14 protein-coding genes, 1 tRNA gene and 2 pseudogenes are annotated in these 16,523 nt (G+C 58.7%); 8 read left to right on the top strand and 9 right to left on the bottom strand.

Annotated elements, in window-relative coordinates; all coding sequences use genetic code 11:
• Positions 1 to 36: 36 nt before the first annotated feature.
• From ACYZTU_RS02690 to ACYZTU_RS02670, 5 genes are all read left to right on the top strand, one after another.
• Complete coding sequence (locus ACYZTU_RS02690; protein WP_282377354.1) at positions 37 to 732, top strand: ABC transporter permease; 696 nt, start codon at positions 37 to 39, stop codon at positions 730 to 732.
• Positions 729 to 1,418, top strand: coding sequence for an ABC transporter permease (locus ACYZTU_RS02685; protein ID WP_461967832.1), 690 nt, complete (start codon positions 729 to 731; stop codon positions 1,416 to 1,418). The genes ACYZTU_RS02690 and ACYZTU_RS02685 overlap by 4 nt, the downstream gene beginning before the upstream one ends.
• A complete protein-coding gene (locus ACYZTU_RS02680; RefSeq protein WP_461967830.1) occupies positions 1,399 to 2,628 on the top strand; it encodes a methyltransferase in 1,230 nt (409 codons plus the stop codon). The genes ACYZTU_RS02685 and ACYZTU_RS02680 overlap by 20 nt, the downstream gene beginning before the upstream one ends.
• 298 nt (positions 2,629 to 2,926) lie before the next feature.
• Complete coding sequence (locus ACYZTU_RS02675; RefSeq protein WP_461967828.1) at positions 2,927 to 4,168, top strand: nucleoside deaminase; 1,242 nt, start codon at positions 2,927 to 2,929, stop codon at positions 4,166 to 4,168.
• 130 nt (positions 4,169 to 4,298) lie between these two features.
• Positions 4,299 to 4,374 (top strand) — tRNA-Thr (locus ACYZTU_RS02670).
• 65 nt (positions 4,375 to 4,439) lie between these two features.
• On the opposite strand, the gene ACYZTU_RS02665 is transcribed toward ACYZTU_RS02670, so the two are convergent.
• The 3 genes from ACYZTU_RS02665 to ACYZTU_RS02655 are packed head-to-tail and all read right to left on the bottom strand — an operon-like array spanning position 4,440 to position 6,067.
• Entirely contained in the window at positions 4,440 to 5,150 is a 711-nt protein-coding gene (locus tag ACYZTU_RS02665; RefSeq protein WP_461967826.1) for an SDR family NAD(P)-dependent oxidoreductase, read from the bottom strand.
• Positions 5,151 to 5,192: 42 nt separating this feature from the next.
• Entirely contained in the window at positions 5,193 to 5,849 is a 657-nt protein-coding gene (locus ACYZTU_RS02660; RefSeq protein WP_461967824.1) for a DsbA family oxidoreductase, read from the bottom strand.
• Entirely contained in the window at positions 5,846 to 6,067 is a 222-nt protein-coding gene (locus tag ACYZTU_RS02655) for a tautomerase family protein (RefSeq protein ID WP_007939483.1), read from the bottom strand. Before ACYZTU_RS02655 ends, ACYZTU_RS02660 begins: the two co-directional genes overlap by 4 nt.
• Positions 6,068 to 6,191: 124 nt before the next feature.
• Between ACYZTU_RS02655 and ACYZTU_RS02650 the strand changes: the two are divergent.
• Positions 6,192 to 6,359: pseudogene (locus ACYZTU_RS02650) on the top strand (ATP-binding protein); the annotation flags it as partial.
• Between the two features lie 203 nt (positions 6,360 to 6,562).
• On the opposite strand, the gene ACYZTU_RS02645 reads toward ACYZTU_RS02650, so the two are convergent.
• Complete coding sequence (locus tag ACYZTU_RS02645; protein ID WP_461967822.1) at positions 6,563 to 6,958, bottom strand: nuclear transport factor 2 family protein; 396 nt, start codon at positions 6,956 to 6,958, stop codon at positions 6,563 to 6,565.
• Between the two features lie 17 nt (positions 6,959 to 6,975).
• Positions 6,976 to 7,647: a DsbA family protein gene (locus ACYZTU_RS02640; RefSeq protein ID WP_461967820.1), complete on the bottom strand. Its 672-nt coding sequence runs from the start codon at positions 7,645 to 7,647 to the stop codon at positions 6,976 to 6,978.
• Between the two features lie 253 nt (positions 7,648 to 7,900).
• Between ACYZTU_RS02640 and ACYZTU_RS02635 the strand changes: the two are divergent.
• Positions 7,901 to 9,998 (top strand): annotated as a pseudogene (locus ACYZTU_RS02635) (TonB-dependent receptor).
• 63 nt (positions 9,999 to 10,061) lie between these two features.
• Here the strand turns inward: ACYZTU_RS02635 and ACYZTU_RS02630 are convergent.
• The 4 genes from ACYZTU_RS02630 to ACYZTU_RS02615 all read right to left on the bottom strand — a co-directional run bounded on the left by ACYZTU_RS02630 (position 10,062) and on the right by ACYZTU_RS02615 (position 15,727).
• Positions 10,062 to 10,274: a hypothetical protein gene (locus tag ACYZTU_RS02630; protein ID WP_046045525.1), complete on the bottom strand. Its 213-nt coding sequence runs from the start codon at positions 10,272 to 10,274 to the stop codon at positions 10,062 to 10,064.
• A 244-nt stretch (positions 10,275 to 10,518) separates the two neighbouring features.
• Positions 10,519 to 11,625 (bottom strand): agmatine deiminase, encoded by a 1,107-nt coding sequence (gene aguA, locus ACYZTU_RS02625; RefSeq protein ID WP_461967818.1) that lies wholly within the window; start codon positions 11,623 to 11,625, stop codon positions 10,519 to 10,521.
• 5 nt (positions 11,626 to 11,630) lie between these two features.
• Positions 11,631 to 12,509 (bottom strand): N-carbamoylputrescine amidase, encoded by an 879-nt coding sequence (gene aguB / locus ACYZTU_RS02620; protein WP_461967816.1) that lies wholly within the window; start codon positions 12,507 to 12,509, stop codon positions 11,631 to 11,633.
• Between the two features lie 305 nt (positions 12,510 to 12,814).
• Positions 12,815 to 15,727: an aminotransferase gene (locus tag ACYZTU_RS02615; protein ID WP_461967814.1), complete on the bottom strand. Its 2,913-nt coding sequence runs from the start codon at positions 15,725 to 15,727 to the stop codon at positions 12,815 to 12,817.
• Positions 15,728 to 15,925: 198 nt separating this feature from the next.
• Here ACYZTU_RS02615 and rfbC point away from each other — a divergent pair, with 198 nt between their 5' ends.
• On the top strand, positions 15,926 to 16,471 hold the full coding sequence (gene rfbC / locus ACYZTU_RS02610; protein WP_461967812.1) for a dTDP-4-dehydrorhamnose 3,5-epimerase: 546 nt from the start codon (positions 15,926 to 15,928) through the stop codon (positions 16,469 to 16,471).
• Positions 16,472 to 16,523: the final 52 nt, after the last annotated feature.

Below are 16,523 nucleotides of genomic sequence, written 5' to 3'. Positions count from 1 at the left end.
CCTTGGCATTGCCTGCCGCGATTTGAAAAGAAATCCATGACTATTGATCTCTACGGATTCGGCCCAGCGCTCGCCGCTGGCGCGCTGATGACTGTGAAACTGGCACTCTCGGCTTTGTGCGTGGGGCTGGTACTCGGTCTGCTCGGCGCCTTGGCCAAGACTTCCCCGTACAAGCCGCTGCAATGGCTTGGCGGTACTTACTCGACGCTGGTTCGCGGCATCCCGGAATTGCTCTGGGTGCTGTTGATCTACTTCGGCACAGTCAACCTGATGCGTGCCTTGGGCGAGTTCTTCGGCAACCCCGACCTCGAACTCAATGCCTTTGCCGCGGGTGTGATTGCGCTGGGACTGTGCTTCGGCGCCTATGCCACAGAAGTTTTTCGCGGTGCGATTTTGGCCATCCCCAAAGGTCACCGTGAAGCGGGTGTGGCGTTGGGCCTGTCGAAATTTCGCATCTTCACCAAACTGATCATGCCGCAGATGTGGCGCATCGCCCTGCCAGGACTGGGCAACCTGTTCATGATCCTGATGAAAGACACCGCGCTGGTGTCGGTGATCGGCCTGGAAGAAATCATGCGTCACGCGCAAATCGGCGTGACCGTGTCCAAACAGCCGTTCACCTTCTATATGGTGGCCGCGTTCATGTACCTGGGTCTGACTATTCTCGCCATGACGGGCATGTACTTTATGGAAAAACGTGCCGCTCGCGGCTTTGCGAGGAGCACCCAATGAACTGGGAAGTCATCATCAAGTGGCTGCCGAAACTGGCCCAAGGCGCGACGCTGACCCTGGAGCTGGTGGCCATCGCCGTGATCGCCGGGCTGCTGCTGGCAATTCCGCTAGGCATCGCCCGCTCATCGCGACTCTGGTACGTGCGGGCATTCCCCTACGGCTACATCTTCTTCTTCCGTGGCACACCTTTGCTGGTTCAACTGTTCCTCGTCTACTACGGCCTAGCGCAGTTCGATGCGGTGCGTAACAGTTCGATGTGGCTGTACCTGCGCGATCCGTTCTGGTGTGCCACGGCGACCATGACGTTGCACACAGCGGCCTACATCGCCGAGATCCTGCGCGGCGCGATCCAGGCGATTCCACCGGGCGAGATCGAAGCAGCGCGGGCGCTGGGCATGTCCCGGCCCAAGGCGCTGTTCTACATCATCCTGCCCCGTGCCGCCCGCATCGGCCTGCCGGCGTACAGCAACGAAGTGATCCTGATGCTCAAGGCCAGTGCCCTGGCCAGCACTGTGACCTTGCTGGAACTGACCGGTATGGCCCGCACCATCATTGCCCGGACCTACCTGCCGGTGGAGATCTTCTTCGCCGCGGGCATGTTCTATTTGCTGATGGCCTACGTGCTGGTTCGCGGCTTCAAGCTGCTGGAGCGCTGGTTGCGCGTCGATGCCTGCCAAGGGCGTTGATGCCTGCGTGCTGACGGGCGAGGCGTTACTCGCCCGTTTCACGGCGCTGGATGCTTTTCTGATTGAGCATCAAGCGCTGTGGAAGCCTCGTCCGTTTACTCATCTGCAGCTTCCTTGGGAAGCGTCCTACCCGGAACTGGCCGAATGGCTACGCGGGCGGTCGCTGGAGGAAGCGGAAAGCAGTCATAACCAACCTGGTTTGCTGGATGCGCCGGAGCCGTTTACTTCGTTGGCGGCGCTGTCCCTTGATTTGAGTTCGGTGGGTGAGTTGCCAGCGCATGCACTGGAGGCCGCCGGGCATCGATTGAATGTCGATGTGCCGGGGCGCAAGTGGCAGCAGATTGAGGCATTTGCCGGTTGCTTGTCGTTTACCTCACCACCGAAGCACTGGCTGGACTGGTGTGCAGGCAAGGGCCACCTGGGTCGGCGTTTACTGCAACCCGGGCAACAACTGACCTGCCTGGAATACGACCCGGCGCTGGTTTCCAGCGGCCAGGCACTCAGCCAACGTCATCAAATGCATGCGCTGCATGTCGAGCAAGACGTGCTCGCTGCGGACGCCGCTTCTTTCTTGAATGCCGATTACACGCCGGTAGCGTTGCACGCCTGCGGTGATCTGCATGTGCGGCTTATCCAGCTCGCCAGTGCGGGAGGCTGCAAACAACTGGCCATCGCGCCTTGCTGCTACAACCGAATCAGTCTGAGCGAGTATCAGCCGCTTTCCTCGTCGGCCAAGCGCTCCGACCTACAGCTGTCCCTCGAAGATCTTTCGCTACCGATGAGCGAAACCGTCACCGCCGGCGCTCGCGTCCGACGTCAGCGGGACACCTCTATGGCCCGACGCCTCGGCTTCGACCTACTGCAGCGGCACTTGCGCGGTAATGACGAATACCTGCCTACCCCTTCCCTGCCCAGCGCCTGGCTGGATAAATCCTTCGCTGATTACTGCCATCATTTGGCCACGCTTAAAGAGTTATCCACAATCGGTCCGCAGGATTGGTCAGCACTCGAAGCCGCTGGTTGGCAGCGACTGGCCGAAGTGCGCAATCTGGAGCTGTTGCGCGGCCTTTTCCGACGCCCGTTGGAGCTTTGGCTGGTACTCGATCGGGCACTTTTCCTGTTCGAGCAGGGTTATGCGGTTCGCCTCGGCACCTTCTGCGAAACCCCACTTACACCGCGTAATTTCCTGATCCTGGCTGAGCGCCCTTAAAGCACCTCATCCTGTGGATAACTCTGTTGATGAAATTATCGTGGATCCAATATATACGGCTGTTTCGAGGCTGAAACACTACTGTTCAATTTTCGTACACCTGTAAAAAAAGCGGAAAAACAGGCATTTGCGAGCAAATGAGAACGGATCCACAAATTTGCCTCTAAGCAGGTGCGGTACAGATCCCGTTGTGCATAAGCGTTCAGCCAAAACAACATAAACGACCTGCGAAACCTCAACTATCTTTGCCAAACGCCAGAATTGCCTGGCGTTCAAACAGCAAGGAGCTGGGAAAAACATGAGCACATTGAACAGTGCACAGGAAGCCGTCGATACCGTCGCCAACCAAGCCATTGATGCTGCGCTGCAGCAAACCTTCGCGGTGGGTGGCGCCATCATCAACAACGCAACGGGCGAGGTCATCGCCGCGCTGCACAACAACGTGCTGATGCCTTTCCCCGGCAGTGGCACCACGTACTTTCTACCTCATGACCCGACCGCCCACGGCGAGCGGCAATTGGTGGACTGGTACTACGAAAACGTCGCGCCATTGAACTTGCCACCGCCCAATCAGTTGACCGTCGTCACCACCCTGGACCCATGCGCCATGTGCGCCGGTTCGCTGCTGACTGCAGGATTTAACGTCGCCGTCAGCGCGATCGATGACTATGCAGGCATCAACTACAACAGTCAGTTCACCTTTCCGTCGCTGCCACCGCAGATCCGCCAACAGGCGCAGGACACCTGGGGTTATTACGCGATTGCGGCGCCTGTCAGCCGGGCCTATCAGGGTTCGACCAGCCCGGTGTTCGGCGGCCAGACCATCGACTCGGCGGTTTACTTCCTCACCAGCTCGATCTTCTCCGCCAGCGTCAACACCGTGCGCGAGGCCAGCAACAACAGCGGTTTGCCGCCGGATCAACTGCAAAACCCTGCAAACCTCCCGGCCAACAGCAAAGTCCGCCAGGCACTGACTGCGCTCAGCCCGTTTGCGCTGACCGTGCAATCGGCCAACCCACGCGACCCCGGCGCAGAACTCGCCCCGCCACTGTTACAAACCGCACAGCACAGCCCGGTGTTCAACTCGGTGGCCCTCATCGATCCGTTCGGCAACCTGCTGGTGTGCCTGGGAGGCGTCGAGAACCAGTCGCCGATTCGTACAGCGTTCATGGAAACCACCCGCAACTACGCGGTCATGCGCTGGACCCTGATGAACAACCCCGACCCGACGGTTCGCGCCCAAGCCGAGCAATACCTGACGCATCCGAAGTACGGCACCTTCGTCTTCCTATATGCCCCCGACCCCACCACCCCACAGGCCGTAATGACCTTCGGCGCGTACGGTTCGACCATGGAAGGCCCCGTGCCGCAGAGCTATCCGTCCAACCTCCAATACGTGCTGCTGCCGGGCAACACCACCGCACAAGCGCTGTCGACACTGGCCCAAAACCTGCCGCCGTTCTACACGCAAAGCGTGCAAGTGGCGCCCGCGCAGGTGTTGAGTCAGGACCTGATCAACGCGGTCAAAAACGGCGTGTAATGCTTTAAAGCAATCGCTCAGGCCGGCCCCGCAGAAGCGTCCGCGGGGCCGGCCTGACGCTTGCGCAAAAATAGTCTGAATTCAGGGGTTTACAGAACCAACCCAATCGCTATAATCGTCGCCCTAACACGCCGGTATAGCTCAGTTGGTAGAGCAACTGACTTGTAATCAGTAGGTCCCGGGTTCGACTCCTGGTGCCGGCACCATACAAAACAAAGCCCTCGTAGAAATACGAGGGCTTTGTTGTTTCTGGAGTTTGGAAAAGCAGGTCTTAGTGACCGGCGCTCTGGCCACCATCAACGTGCAGGATCTCGCCAGTGACAAAATTGGCGCTGTCCAGATACACGACCGCCTGAGCGATATCGCTGATCTCGCCCATGTGCCCGACCGGGTGCAGATTCCCCAGCGCTTCATGGGTTTCTTCGCCGTGCATCGGAGTCTTGATGATGCCGGGGCTGACCGCGTTCACCCGAATCCCGCGCTTGGCGTACTCAATCGCCAGGGACTTGGTCGCAGCGTTCAAGCCACCTTTGGTCAGCGAAGCCAGCACCGACGGCACACCATCAATCGCGTGGTCCACCAGGCTGGTGGTGATGTTGACGACGTGGCCTTTGCCTTGTTTTTCCATCTCGTTGATCGCGAGTTGGGTGATGTAGAAGAAACCATTCAGGTTCACCGACAGCACCGCGGCGTAGTCTTCCTGGGTATATGCGGTGAACGGCTTGGCGACGAAGATCCCGGCGTTGTTGACCAGGGTGTCGATACGGCCAAAACGTTCGATGGCTTCACGAATGACTTGTTGGGCAACTTCTGGGTCGCCGATGTCGCCCGCCACGGTGAGAATATCCGGGTCGGTAGACGGCTTGATCGAACGCGAAGTGGCGACAACCTTGTAATCCAGATTACGGAAAGCCTTGACCATGCCTGCGCCGAGACCTTGGGAGGCGCCAGTAATAACGATGACTTTTTTCGAATTGCTCATGATGAACCTCTACTCATTAATAATGGTTTGAAAAGTAATTAATCAGGCTTCGGCGGGGGCCTTGGCCATTTGTCTCAACATCTGTTCGTAGTACTCGACCGACTGCGAACCGGACACCAGGTGACGACCGTTAAGGATCATGGCCGGTACTGAAGTGATACCACGCTGGCGGTAAAACTCTTCAAGCTCACGCACTTCCCTTGCAAACGCTCCGGACGCCAACACCTCATGAGCACCCGCCGCATCCAATCCCGCTTCAGCGGCCAAACTAACCAGCGTCTCTCGATCACTTGGGTTCTGGCCTTCGCTGAAGTAAGCGCGCAACAGGATCTTCTTCAGCTCGATCTGCCGTCCTTCCTGCAGCGCCCATAACAGCAAGCGGTGAGCATCAAAGGTGTTGTAGAAGTGGCTGCGTTTCTCCAGATCGAACTTGAAGCCAATGGCCTCACCGCGAGCGATCTGCATCGCTTTACCGGCGGCGACGTCCTCGGCGGTTCGTCCATATTTGCGCATCAAATGCTCGACCGCTTTCTCGCCGACAGCCGGCATGTCTGGGTTCAACTCGAAGGGTTTGTAGGTCACCTCCACCGAGACTTCACCGGCCACGTTCTCGATCGCTTGCTCCAGCGCCGTCGCGCCCAAGGCGGACCACGGGCACACCACGTCGGAGATGAAATCGATTGAAACCGACGCGGTCATGACTGCCCCTCCGCCTCAGCCAGCTGCTTGCGGTACTGGGTGGTAGTGATGCCGGCGTAACCCCAGTTATCGGTGTCGACTTCTTCGATCACGATGTGGGTCAGGTCGGGACGCTTGTTGAGGACGCGTTCGAGGGTTTCAGTGATTTCGGCGATCACCTGAGCTTTCTGCTCAGAGGTAACGCCATCACGGGTGATGCGTACGCTTACGAAAGGCATGAGGAATCTCCAGTGACCTTCTCATCAGGATGATGGGGAGGCGTTGGAGCTCAATGTATGGAGTTAGCTGGAGGGGATAAAGGTGGGGGCGGGAACATCATTAGTTACGTAGTGTAATAGGCGCACGAAGACTGTGGGGCGGGAGGTGCGTGTAGAAGAGATTCAGCCGGTGGTGATTGCGCTGGTTGCCGAGAACATCATCATGCGGCGCGGGCATGGAATTTATGTGATTACGGACCAGTTTGATCAGGAGATTTGGTTGGAAGAACGAGCGTTGATTGAAGCTAGCTAGCCGATTGGAGCGCCGATACCGTTGCTTGAAGACCAAGTAATTTCACCCCAAAACTAAAAGGCCCGTCCACGAGGAAATCGTGGCGGGCCTTTTTATTGGGTCATGGCGGTTGGCCACAAGCGTCGGGGCGAATCCTCGACGCGCCCTTAACCCTGTGTCAATTTCATGAATCGCCTGTAAATAGGCGAAGAACGTCTAAGAAATCACTTGTCGACGATAGCCAGTTGCACGGTATGGCTGTCCACGAACTGTTCGAAGTGGGTGACCTTGCCGTTGGCCAGGGTCCACAAATGGGCGACGCGTGCATTCATCGAACGACCGGTAACTTTGTAGACACCGCTGTAATTGCCGTAGGCAAACACCTTGTCGCCCTGTGCGACGTAGTCCTCAATTTTCAGCTGAAAACCGTCCCACTCGGTGGCCAGTCGCTTGAACACGTTTTCGACGATTGCATCGAAGCCGACGTAGGTTCCGGCGTACGGGAAACCCGCGGCTTCGGTCCAGCGGACGTCATCGGCCAGTGCGGCAGCAGTGTTGCGCGCGTTTTCCTGGGAATTGGCGCCTTCGTAGGTGCTTTTGATCAGGCTTAGATTATCCATGAGTGACTCCGATTAATTCAGTGCGCACAGCCATCAAGGCCACAGGCTTGAAACGCCGATGGAGACGCTTGTGCGGGAAGCGACTGACTCAGCCATGCCGCAAAGGCTTGCGGCTTGCCGAGCCACGGGCCGATATCGATCAGGGTGAATTGACCGTTGTGTTCCAGGGCGAAGGTGGGGAAACCCTGGCCGCCGACCTTGGCCAAGAGTGCTCGACTGTCCTTGATGTGGCGATCGGTTTCCGCTTCATTGAAAACAGCCTGAAACGCTTGGGGCTCCAGACCGATGTCTTGCGCGAGTTCAAACAGGACCGCTTCATCGGCAATGCGTTCACCGTTCTCGTAGTGAGCACTCTGCAAACGCCCCAGCAACTCGAGTCCGCGGCCGGCGATCTGCTCGGCTGCCAGCACAGCGGCAATCGGCGGTGCGGAATCGAAAACCGCCGTCTCGTCGCGCAGCAAACCTTCGAAATACGCCTCGCCGAACGGCTGGCCGGTGTACTCGGCAATGCGCCGATCGTGGGGTATCACATAGTTGCGCAGTTGTGGCGAAACGGCCTGGCGGTTGGCGCCGGCCATCATGCCGCCGCCGTGGGCAATCACTGGCAACACTATCTGGGCGGCTTGCACGAGCGGTTTTGCGCCGTAGCACCAGCCGCACAACGGGTCGTAAATGTAGTGAAGGATCATGGCAAGGCTCCGGCGAAAGCGTAGGAAAACTAGATGCCGGCAGACTAGTCCTCCACCTGTTTCGGAAAAACGCTGGAATAGCTTTCAGTCTGTTTCATGAATCGGTCGAATGACCTTCCAGGTCCGTTGTAACTCCTTCGAAACAATTCGAAATAATTAAACGGCGAAACAGGTCAAGAATAATTAACAGAAGTAAATAGTAAGCATTACCATCCGCGCTCTCGAATATCTTACCCTTTCGGATGCGCTTCAGATGCCTGCCCCCTTTCGCCTCACGCCCGTCACCCTTGGGCTCTGCGCATTTTTCTCTGCCGGTTTTACCTGCGCCGCCACCACCGTTTTACCCGAGACGTCGATCAGCGCCGACGCTGAAGCCGATGACCCGCGTGTGAAAGAAACCAGCACCGCGACCCGCACCGCCACGCCAGTGCGCTACGTTCCACAAGCCATCGACTCGATAAAAACCGCGAACGTCGTGGATTACGGCACTAACGATCTGGGCACTGCGCTGAGCGGCATCCCCAACGTCAGCAGCGGCGCCGACACTCGCTTCGACAGCCTGCGCATCCGCGGTTTCGACGCCAGCAACGACTTCTACCTCGACGGCATCCGTGACGACAGCCAATACGTGCGCGATTTGCACAACATCGAACGCATCGAAGTCCTCAAAGGCCCGGCCGCTGTTTTGTATGGTCGTGGCAGTCAGGGCGGGATTGTCAATCGGGTCAGCAAGCTGCCTGAGTCCGGTCGCCGCTCGACCCTCGAAGCCCAGGGCGGCAGCGATGATCTGCGCAGTCTCTACGCCGACCTCAGCACCGACCCGAGCGAGAACATCAGTCTGCGCCTGAACATGGGCAACATGGATCAAAACAGCTTCCGCGACGGCGTGACCGGCAATCGCCAACTGTTCGCACCGTCGATGAGTTGGCAGCTCACACCGGACCTGAACTGGCTGGTGCAGTACGAATACAGCCGCTACAACCGTACGCCAGATCGCGGCATCCCCGGTGTAAAGGGGCGCCCGGCGGACGTAGGACGCGATACGACCTACGGCAGCGAGCACGATTTCATCGACGACAAGTCGCAATCCCTGCGTTCGAAACTCAGTTACGAGCTCAGCGACAACTGGCAGCTGGCAGCTGCGCCACACCCTGGGCGTTTTCAAGCTCGACAGCGATTTCGACAACACCTACCTGACCGGGTACACCCCGGCGACCAACAAGGTCACGCGCCAGCACTGGCAACAGGACCTGACCACCCGCAACGTCTACAACAACGTTGAACTGGAAGGCGGTTTCGACACGTTCGGCCTTGAGCATCGCTTGCTGACCGGCATCGAGATCGGCAGCCAGCGCCGCGATCCGACGTTGTACAACGCGGCCACCGGGCGCGGGACTCAGCCGGTGCCGGCACTGGACCTGTACAACCCCGACCGCGATTTGCGCCACACCGGACGGATGCAAGTTTCCAGCAGCACTCACACCGAAGTCGAAAGCCGTGCGGTGTACATGCAGGATCAACTGCGCCTGAACGATCAATGGCAACTGCTGGCCGGCCTGCGTTACGACACCTTCGACATCGAGTCGACCAACAAACTGCGGGACATTTCCGACGATCGTGACAGCCACAGCACCAGCCCGCGTGTAGGACTGGTGTGGACGCCGCTGCAGAATCATTCCTTCTACGCCTCCTGGACCAAGACCTTTTCCCCGGTCGGCGGTGGTTTGATCGGCATCACCCCGGGCGCCGACGGCAACAGCAACGACCTGAGCCCCGAGCTGACCAAGCAAAAGGAAATCGGCGTGAAGAGCGACTGGCTCGATGACCGCCTGAGCACCACGTTGGCGATCTACGAGCTGGAGCTCTACAACCGCCGGACCAGTGACCCGAACGATCCGAGCGTAACCTTGCTCACCGGGGTGCAACGTTCCCGCGGCATCGAGCTGACCGGTACCGGCAAGATCGCGGGCAACTGGTACGTGCGCGGTGGCGTGGGTGTGCAGGACGCGACGGTCGAAAAGGACAACAACGGCTTTGAAGGCAAACGCATCAGTAACGTGGCCAAGCACAACGGCAGCCTGTTCCTGACCTGGAAACCGGAAATGGGCTGGTACGCTGAAACCGGTCTGACCCTGGTGGGCCAGCGTTATGCCGACAACCTCAACACCACCGTCCTGCCGGGTTATGGCCGTTGGGATGCACTCGCCGGGTTCCGGCAGAAGGATTGGGATTTGCGCGCGGCGCTGAACAACATCAGCGATAAGACCTATTACTCGTCGGCCACCAGTGCGGCGCAGATTCAACCGGGCGCACCGCGCAGCCTGGTCTTGACCGGAACCTATAGCTTCTAAAAATCAGGCATAAAAAAGCGCCGCCATCCCGGCAGCGCTTTTACCAATCCGTTGTTTTTCTTCTTATCCTTCCATCACATCCCACAACGCTTCCAGCTCCGCTTCGCTGAATAAACCAGCGGGGTAGCGCTCGATCATCATCCGGCGCGGATCAGGTTCTCTGATCTGACGCGTTCCATTGGACTTCAACCAGTGCGCCAGGACCTGGAGCGATTCGCTGTTTACTGCCAGGGGATGCAACGCCCGTTCGCTCACTACATTCATTTCGGCGTTCATTTCCGCGCTCTCTCCTGGTGTGTGAGCGGCTAACTTATCCAAGGTTTATGACAGAACATCGCAGTTCTCCCCTCCCTGTTTTACACCAGGAGAGATACAAGAGCTGTGCCAAGGTTTAGAAACTGTCGACAAGCGGATACAAAAAAGCCCACAGTCCTGAAGGGCTGCGGGCTTCCTGTAACGCGGGAGGGAAAAACAGTTGTCGAGCCGATTCTGCAATCAACTCAAGCTGTTACAACCCCACTCATTCCTTGTGCGGCGCTGGCTGTTGTTGGGTAAGGCAGTGGATGTTACCGCCTCCCAGTAACAGTTCGCGGCCGGGCACCATCACCACTTCGTGCTGCGGGAACAGACTCTGCAAAATCTCTTTTGCCGGGCCATCCAACGGGTCGTAGAAGCTCGGCGCGATGATGCCGCCGTTAACGATCAGAAAGTTCACGTAGGAACCGGCCAGACGCACGGTCGGATTACGTTCCTGAGTCCCGTCCACCGGATCCACACCGGAGCACTCTTCTTCGGTCGCATACAGCGGCCCCGGTATCGGCATTTTGTGCACCGTGAATGGCCGACCCTTGGCGTCGGTGCTGCTTTCCAGCACTTTCATTGCTGCCTGGCAACGCGGGTAATTCGGGTCTTGCGGGTCGTCGGTCCAGGCCAGCAATACTTCACCCGGACGCACGTAGCAACAAAAGTTATCCACATGACCGTCGGTTTCGTCGTTGAACAAGCCGTCCGGCAGCCAGATGATTTTATCCACAGCCAGATTCGCGCTGAGTACCGCTTCGATTTCTGCACGGGTCATATGCGGATTGCGATTGCGGTTGAGCAGGCATTCTTCGGTGGTGATCAGCGTGCCCTCGCCATCGACGTGAATCGAACCGCCTTCGAGCACGAAGCCCTCGGTGCGGTAGCGCTGGCTGCGCTCGATCTCGAGGATCTTGCCGCCGACCTGCGAATCGCGATTCCACGGCGAATACAGACCACCATCGAAACCGCCCCAAGAGTTGAAATCCCAGTTCACACCACGGACTTCGCCGCTGTTATTGATGACGAACGTCGGGCCAGTGTCGCGAACCCAGGCGTCGTCGCTGGACATTTCCACCACACGAATATTCGGCACGTCCAGACGGGCACGAGCGTTTTCATACTGGCCGGCGGAAACCGCCACGGTCACCGGTTCGAAACGTGCGATGGCTTTCGCCACCGCGACATGCGCGGCTTGCGCCGGTTTGCCACCCAGGCGCCAGTTGTCCGGGCGCTCGGGCCAGATCATCCAGGTCTGGGTTTGCGGCGCCCATTCGGCTGGCATGTAAAAGCCGTCGGCGCGAGGCGTACTGTGCAAAGTGGTCATAGCGATCAGGACTCCAGGGAACCGTCGAGGGTTTTGATGGCGCCGTACAGGTTCGGCCGACGGTCACGGAACGAACCCCACGCGCTGCGGATGTGCTCCAACTCGTCAAGGTCGAAACTGTGCACCAGCATACCTTCTTCGGTTGTGTTGAGTTCCTGAACCTTCTCGCCGAACTGGTTGGCGATGAACGATGAACCGTAGAACGTAATGTCGTAACCGTCCTGCTCTTCGTTGCCGATGCGGTTGCTGGCGATCAGCGGCATCAGGTTGGCGCCGGCATGGCCCTGTTGCACACGCTGCCAGTGATCACGGGACGAAATGGTCTTGTCGTGTGGCTCGCTGCCGATCGCGGTCGGGTAGAACAGGATTTCCGCGCCTTGCAACGCCATGCTGCGCGCGCATTCCGGAAACCACTGGTCCCAGCAGATGCCCACGCCGATTTTCGCGTAGCGGGTGTTCCAGACTTTGAAGCCGGTATCGCCCGGGTTGAAGTAGTACTTTTCGTGGTAGCCAGGGCCGTCAGGAATGTGGCTTTTACGATAAATCCCAAGGTTGCTGCCGTCGGCATCGATGATCGCGATGCTGTTGAAACGCGCGCGGCCCGCCAGTTCGTAGAAGCTGATTGGCAGAACCACTTGCAGCTCTTTGGCGACTTTCTGGAAGTGCTTGATGGCGACGTTGTCTTCAACGGTCGTGGCCAGCTGCAAGTAATCCGCGTTCGGCTTCTGGCAGAAGTACGGCGCCTCGAACAGTTCCTGGATCAGGATGATCTGCGCGCCTTTCGCCGCGGCCTCGCGGACCAGCTTCTCAGCAGTCTCGATGTTGGCTTCAAGGTCCCAGGAACAGGCCATCTGGGTGGCGGCGACGGTAACGATACGGCTCATGAATCGGCTCCTGAGAAAGTGCTTGAGGGTCGAGTGTGGCGTCGACCGATGACAGAAATGAGAAGCACCGGGCGTGGAGGGTCCACACCGTGGGCAGTGGTGACTTTATAGCCGATATAAATCGGCTTTAAAAGCTATAAACTGTCCATCTGTCGAAATTTTATTCAATTAATACAGATAATAATCGAATTTTGATGCTGTCCTGTGGGAATGGGTTTGCTCGCGAAAGCGTCGGATCAGTCGACATCGATGTTGAATGAGCGACTGCTTTCGCGAGCAAACCCGCTCCCACAAGGGGTATATGTTTACAGACCTTCTGCGAGAACCTTCGACAGCATGTCGACAAAGAAATCCACGCTCTGGCGCGAGGTCACCATCGGCGGTTTGATCTTGAGGATGTTCAGGTAATCGCCGGTCGGCTGCATGAAGATCCCCAACTCGCGCAACCGATCACACAGCGCCGTGGTTTCTTCGGTCGCCGGCTCCAGGGTTTCGGGATTGCGGATCAACTCGACGCCCAGATAGAAGCCGGAACCATGCACCGCGCCCACCAGCGGATGAGTATCGATCAGCGCTTCAAGCCGCTCCTTGAAATACCCGCCCACGACCTGAGCATTTTCCCAGAGCTTTTCTTCTTCCATCACATCCAGCACCGCCATGCCGATCTGGCAACTGACCGGGCTGCCGCCGGCCGACGAGAAGAAATAGCCCTCGGCCTCCAGCGCTTCGGCGATTTCCCTACGGGTGATCACCGCGCCCAGCGGCTGACCGTTGCCCATGCCTTTGGCCATGGTGATGATGTCCGGCACCACGCCTTGCTCTTCAAAACCCCAGAAAAATTTGCCCATGCGGCCGTAGCCGACCTGCACTTCGTCGGCGATACACACGCCGCCCTGGGCACGAACCAACGCGTAAACCTGCTTCAAGTAACCCGGCGGCAACGAGATACCGCCGGCATTGCCGTACACCGGTTCACAGATGAAACCGGCCAGCTGACGTTTCTGCTCGGCCATTTTCGCCAGGTTGTGTTCGACGCTGCGCACGTAGTCCGGCGCGCTGCCCGGTCCACGGAATTCGCCGCGATAGGTGTTCGGTGCGGTGACCGGATGAACCCAGTCCGGACGGCTGCTCAAGGCCTTCGGGTTGTCGGCAATCGAGGTCGAGACCGCATCGGCTGCCACCGACCAGCCGTGATACGCCTCAAGCACACTGAGCATGTCGCGACCGCCGCTGTAGGCCCACGCCAAGCGGATCGCGAGGTCGTTGGCCTCGGTGCCGCTGTTGACCAGGAACACTCTGTCCATGGAATCCGGCGACAGTTTCAGCAAACGCTCGGAAAACTCGGCAATCGCTGCGTAGTTGAACCGCGAGTTGGTATTGAGCAGCGACCACTGACGACTCGCGACAGCAGCCATACGCGGATGACCATGGCCAAGCACCGCGACATTATTCAGCATGTCGAGGTAGGAACGGCCCTGCATGTCGATCAGGTGATTGCGCCAGCCACGTTCGATTCGCGGTGGGTCGACGTAATAGTGCTTCTGGGTCCGGGCGAAACTGGCGTCGCGGCGGGCCAGCAACGTCTGCGAATCGAGTTCTTCTTCGGCGTCACAGGCCAGCCCCAGCAGCACCGCCGGTGACGGACACAACGCTTGCCAGGCGGCGGCGCGAGACGTTGTGCAAAACAGGGGAGCATTGAAAGAAGCGCCTCGACACAACTGCACCACCAATGGCCCGTTAACCGAACCCAGCACCTGACCTTTGACCAGCGCTGCGCCCGTGTGCAGCGACGGCGTCACGCCCCACAGACGCACGCTCAGTTGCGGGCCGTCCAATTGCAGCACCCCCACCGCCGGCTGATGGACCACGCCGGCAAACGGAGACTCGACTGCCGTGCCGTGGGGCACTCGCAACTCGACGTGCAACGGGCAAGTGTCCGGCTCGGTGGCGCTGTCCGGCCGGGTGCGGGACAAGCGATATTGCCCATAACGACTGGCCGCCAGACCGTGAGTCGCGGCAGCCTCGGTCAACAGGCGCTGATCGATCCCCTCCTGCTCCCAGTTACCGGCCTCGAAATGCGGACTGAGCACGCCCAAATCGATTAACGCAAACTCACGCCCGACCAGACTCGGCAACAGCGGCGCGAAGCCTTCGCTGCCGATACTTGGCAGGCTCTGGCCGACCGAGGCAAGGATCGCCGCTTCCATCAACGCCAACGGCACCGATGTAGCGACGCGGAAAATCTCCCACTCGTGGGTGAGGTTGTCGCGGCTGTACTCGTTGCCAGGATCGATGCTGACCTGCTGTTCGCCGCTGAGCACCAACACCGCCGCACGGGCGACGATCAGCGGCCAGAGCGCCAGTAGCTCTTCATGCGTGAGCGGATTGACCGCGTGATAGGCCTGCACCGCCGGCAAAATGTAGAAAGGATCGCCATCGGCATGGTGCAGCAATGCCGCGCACGTCACCGACAGATCAGTGATGCGCCAGGTACGAACCAGGTCGCCGAAATCGATCACACCCTGCAATTGCCACTGGCGTTGCGAATCTCGCTGCCACACCACGTTGTCGTCGGTGACGTCCATGTGAATCGCCTGCACCGGCAACTTATCCACAAGCGGCAGCAAATGACGCTCGGCCCGTTCAGCCGCATCAGCGATCAGCAGGCGCTGCTGGTCATCCTTGATGACCGGCAGCAAATGCGCGATCAACGCGTTGGCGTGGCGGGCGTCCCATTGAAGGGTGCGTTCGAGGCCCGGATGGTCGAAACCGGCCAGGGCCAGATCCATTTCACCGCAGAGCCGACCAAATCCGGCCACCACTGAACCGGGCAGATGATCAAGGTGAGTCAGCGACTGGCCTTCGATGTAATCGAGCAGGCGCACGTGCACCGGTTGGCCGCCGACTTCCAGAGAGAGCAGCTCTGCACCGTTTTTGGCCGCAATCACACGCGGCACTTGCACATTGGGGTGTTCACCCAAATGCTTGAGCCCTGCGTGCTGGGCGTGCAGCTCCAGCGCCGAGTAGTCGCCACGGCAGATTTTCAGGACAAAACGACCCTGGTCGCTGTCGACCCGATAGTTGAGATCCTGCTGGCTGCCGAGGGCCTGCAATCTTCCACTCAGCCCGTAATGCCCCTTCAACAGCTCAAGCGCTTGCTCCGCAGACACTTGCGGGCTGGGCAAACTGGCGCGATGAATCAACGTGGCGAGCGGCATACAACGACCCCTGAAATTTTATTAGGCGCTTATATCGCCACTGCTTGGGGCGATACGCAACCCCCTTCGCCTGCCTGTCACCTACCGGATGCTCGACAAAGTCAGTGAACGGATCAGGAAAAAACACACTCCACTCGCACCGGCCGGCACTTTGCGCAAGAATGTCGCCCATCAACGCCCATTGCTGGAGAAAGAACCATGAATGTAGTCACCACCGACCTGCCCGGTGTTCTGATCATCGAACCCAAGGTATTTGGTGACGAGCGCGGTTTCTTCTATGAAAGCTTCAATGCCAAGACTTTCAAAAAAGCGACTGGCCTTGAGACGAATTTTGTTCAAGACAACCATTCCCGCTCGCAAAAAGGCGTATTGCGCGGCCTGCATTACCAGCTGGAAAACACTCAGGGCAAACTGGTTCGCGTCACAGTCGGTGAAGTGCTTGACGTGGCCGTGGACATTCGCCGCAGTTCTCCACATTTCGGCAAATCGGTGGCCGTGCGTCTGTCCGCCGAGAACCATCGCCAACTCTGGGTCCCGGAGGGTTTCGCCCACGGTTTTTTGGTGCTGAGCGAGTTCGCCGAATTCCTCTACAAAACCACCGACTACTACACCCCGTCCGCCGAACGCTGCATTCGCTGGGACGACCCGGACCTGGCCATTGATTGGCAACTGGATGAAGCACCGCAATTGTCTGGCAAAGATCAGGCTGCAGCGTTCTTCAAGGACGCTGACGTCTTTTCCTGAAACACCTACGGTGCGCAGACTGCACCCGCAAGGCTAGGCATAATGCGCCTGT

This window comes from Pseudomonas sp. HLT2-19-2, assembly GCF_054898005.1.
This window is presented reverse-complemented; position numbering and strand designations above follow the sequence as displayed.

Coding starts and splice junctions, on each gene's coding strand:
- ACYZTU_RS02690 (WP_282377354.1), top strand. CDS start 37: ATGACTATTGATCTCTACGGATTCGGCCCAGCGCTCGCCGCTGGCGCG.
- ACYZTU_RS02685 (WP_461967832.1), top strand. CDS start 729: ATGAACTGGGAAGTCATCATCAAGTGGCTGCCGAAACTGGCCCAAGGC.
- ACYZTU_RS02680 (WP_461967830.1), top strand. CDS start 1,399: ATGCCTGCCAAGGGCGTTGATGCCTGCGTGCTGACGGGCGAGGCGTTA.
- ACYZTU_RS02675 (WP_461967828.1), top strand. CDS start 2,927: ATGAGCACATTGAACAGTGCACAGGAAGCCGTCGATACCGTCGCCAAC.
- ACYZTU_RS02665 (WP_461967826.1), bottom strand. CDS start 5,150: ATGAGCAATTCGAAAAAAGTCATCGTTATTACTGGCGCCTCCCAAGGT.
- ACYZTU_RS02660 (WP_461967824.1), bottom strand. CDS start 5,849: ATGACCGCGTCGGTTTCAATCGATTTCATCTCCGACGTGGTGTGCCCG.
- ACYZTU_RS02655 (WP_007939483.1), bottom strand. CDS start 6,067: ATGCCTTTCGTAAGCGTACGCATCACCCGTGATGGCGTTACCTCTGAG.
- ACYZTU_RS02645 (WP_461967822.1), bottom strand. CDS start 6,958: ATGGATAATCTAAGCCTGATCAAAAGCACCTACGAAGGCGCCAATTCC.
- ACYZTU_RS02640 (WP_461967820.1), bottom strand. CDS start 7,647: ATGATCCTTCACTACATTTACGACCCGTTGTGCGGCTGGTGCTACGGC.
- ACYZTU_RS02630 (WP_046045525.1), bottom strand. CDS start 10,274: ATGAACGCCGAAATGAATGTAGTGAGCGAACGGGCGTTGCATCCCCTG.
- aguA (WP_461967818.1), bottom strand. CDS start 11,625: ATGACCACTTTGCACAGTACGCCTCGCGCCGACGGCTTTTACATGCCA.
- aguB (WP_461967816.1), bottom strand. CDS start 12,509: ATGAGCCGTATCGTTACCGTCGCCGCCACCCAGATGGCCTGTTCCTGG.
- ACYZTU_RS02615 (WP_461967814.1), bottom strand. CDS start 15,727: ATGCCGCTCGCCACGTTGATTCATCGCGCCAGTTTGCCCAGCCCGCAA.
- rfbC (WP_461967812.1), top strand. CDS start 15,926: ATGAATGTAGTCACCACCGACCTGCCCGGTGTTCTGATCATCGAACCC.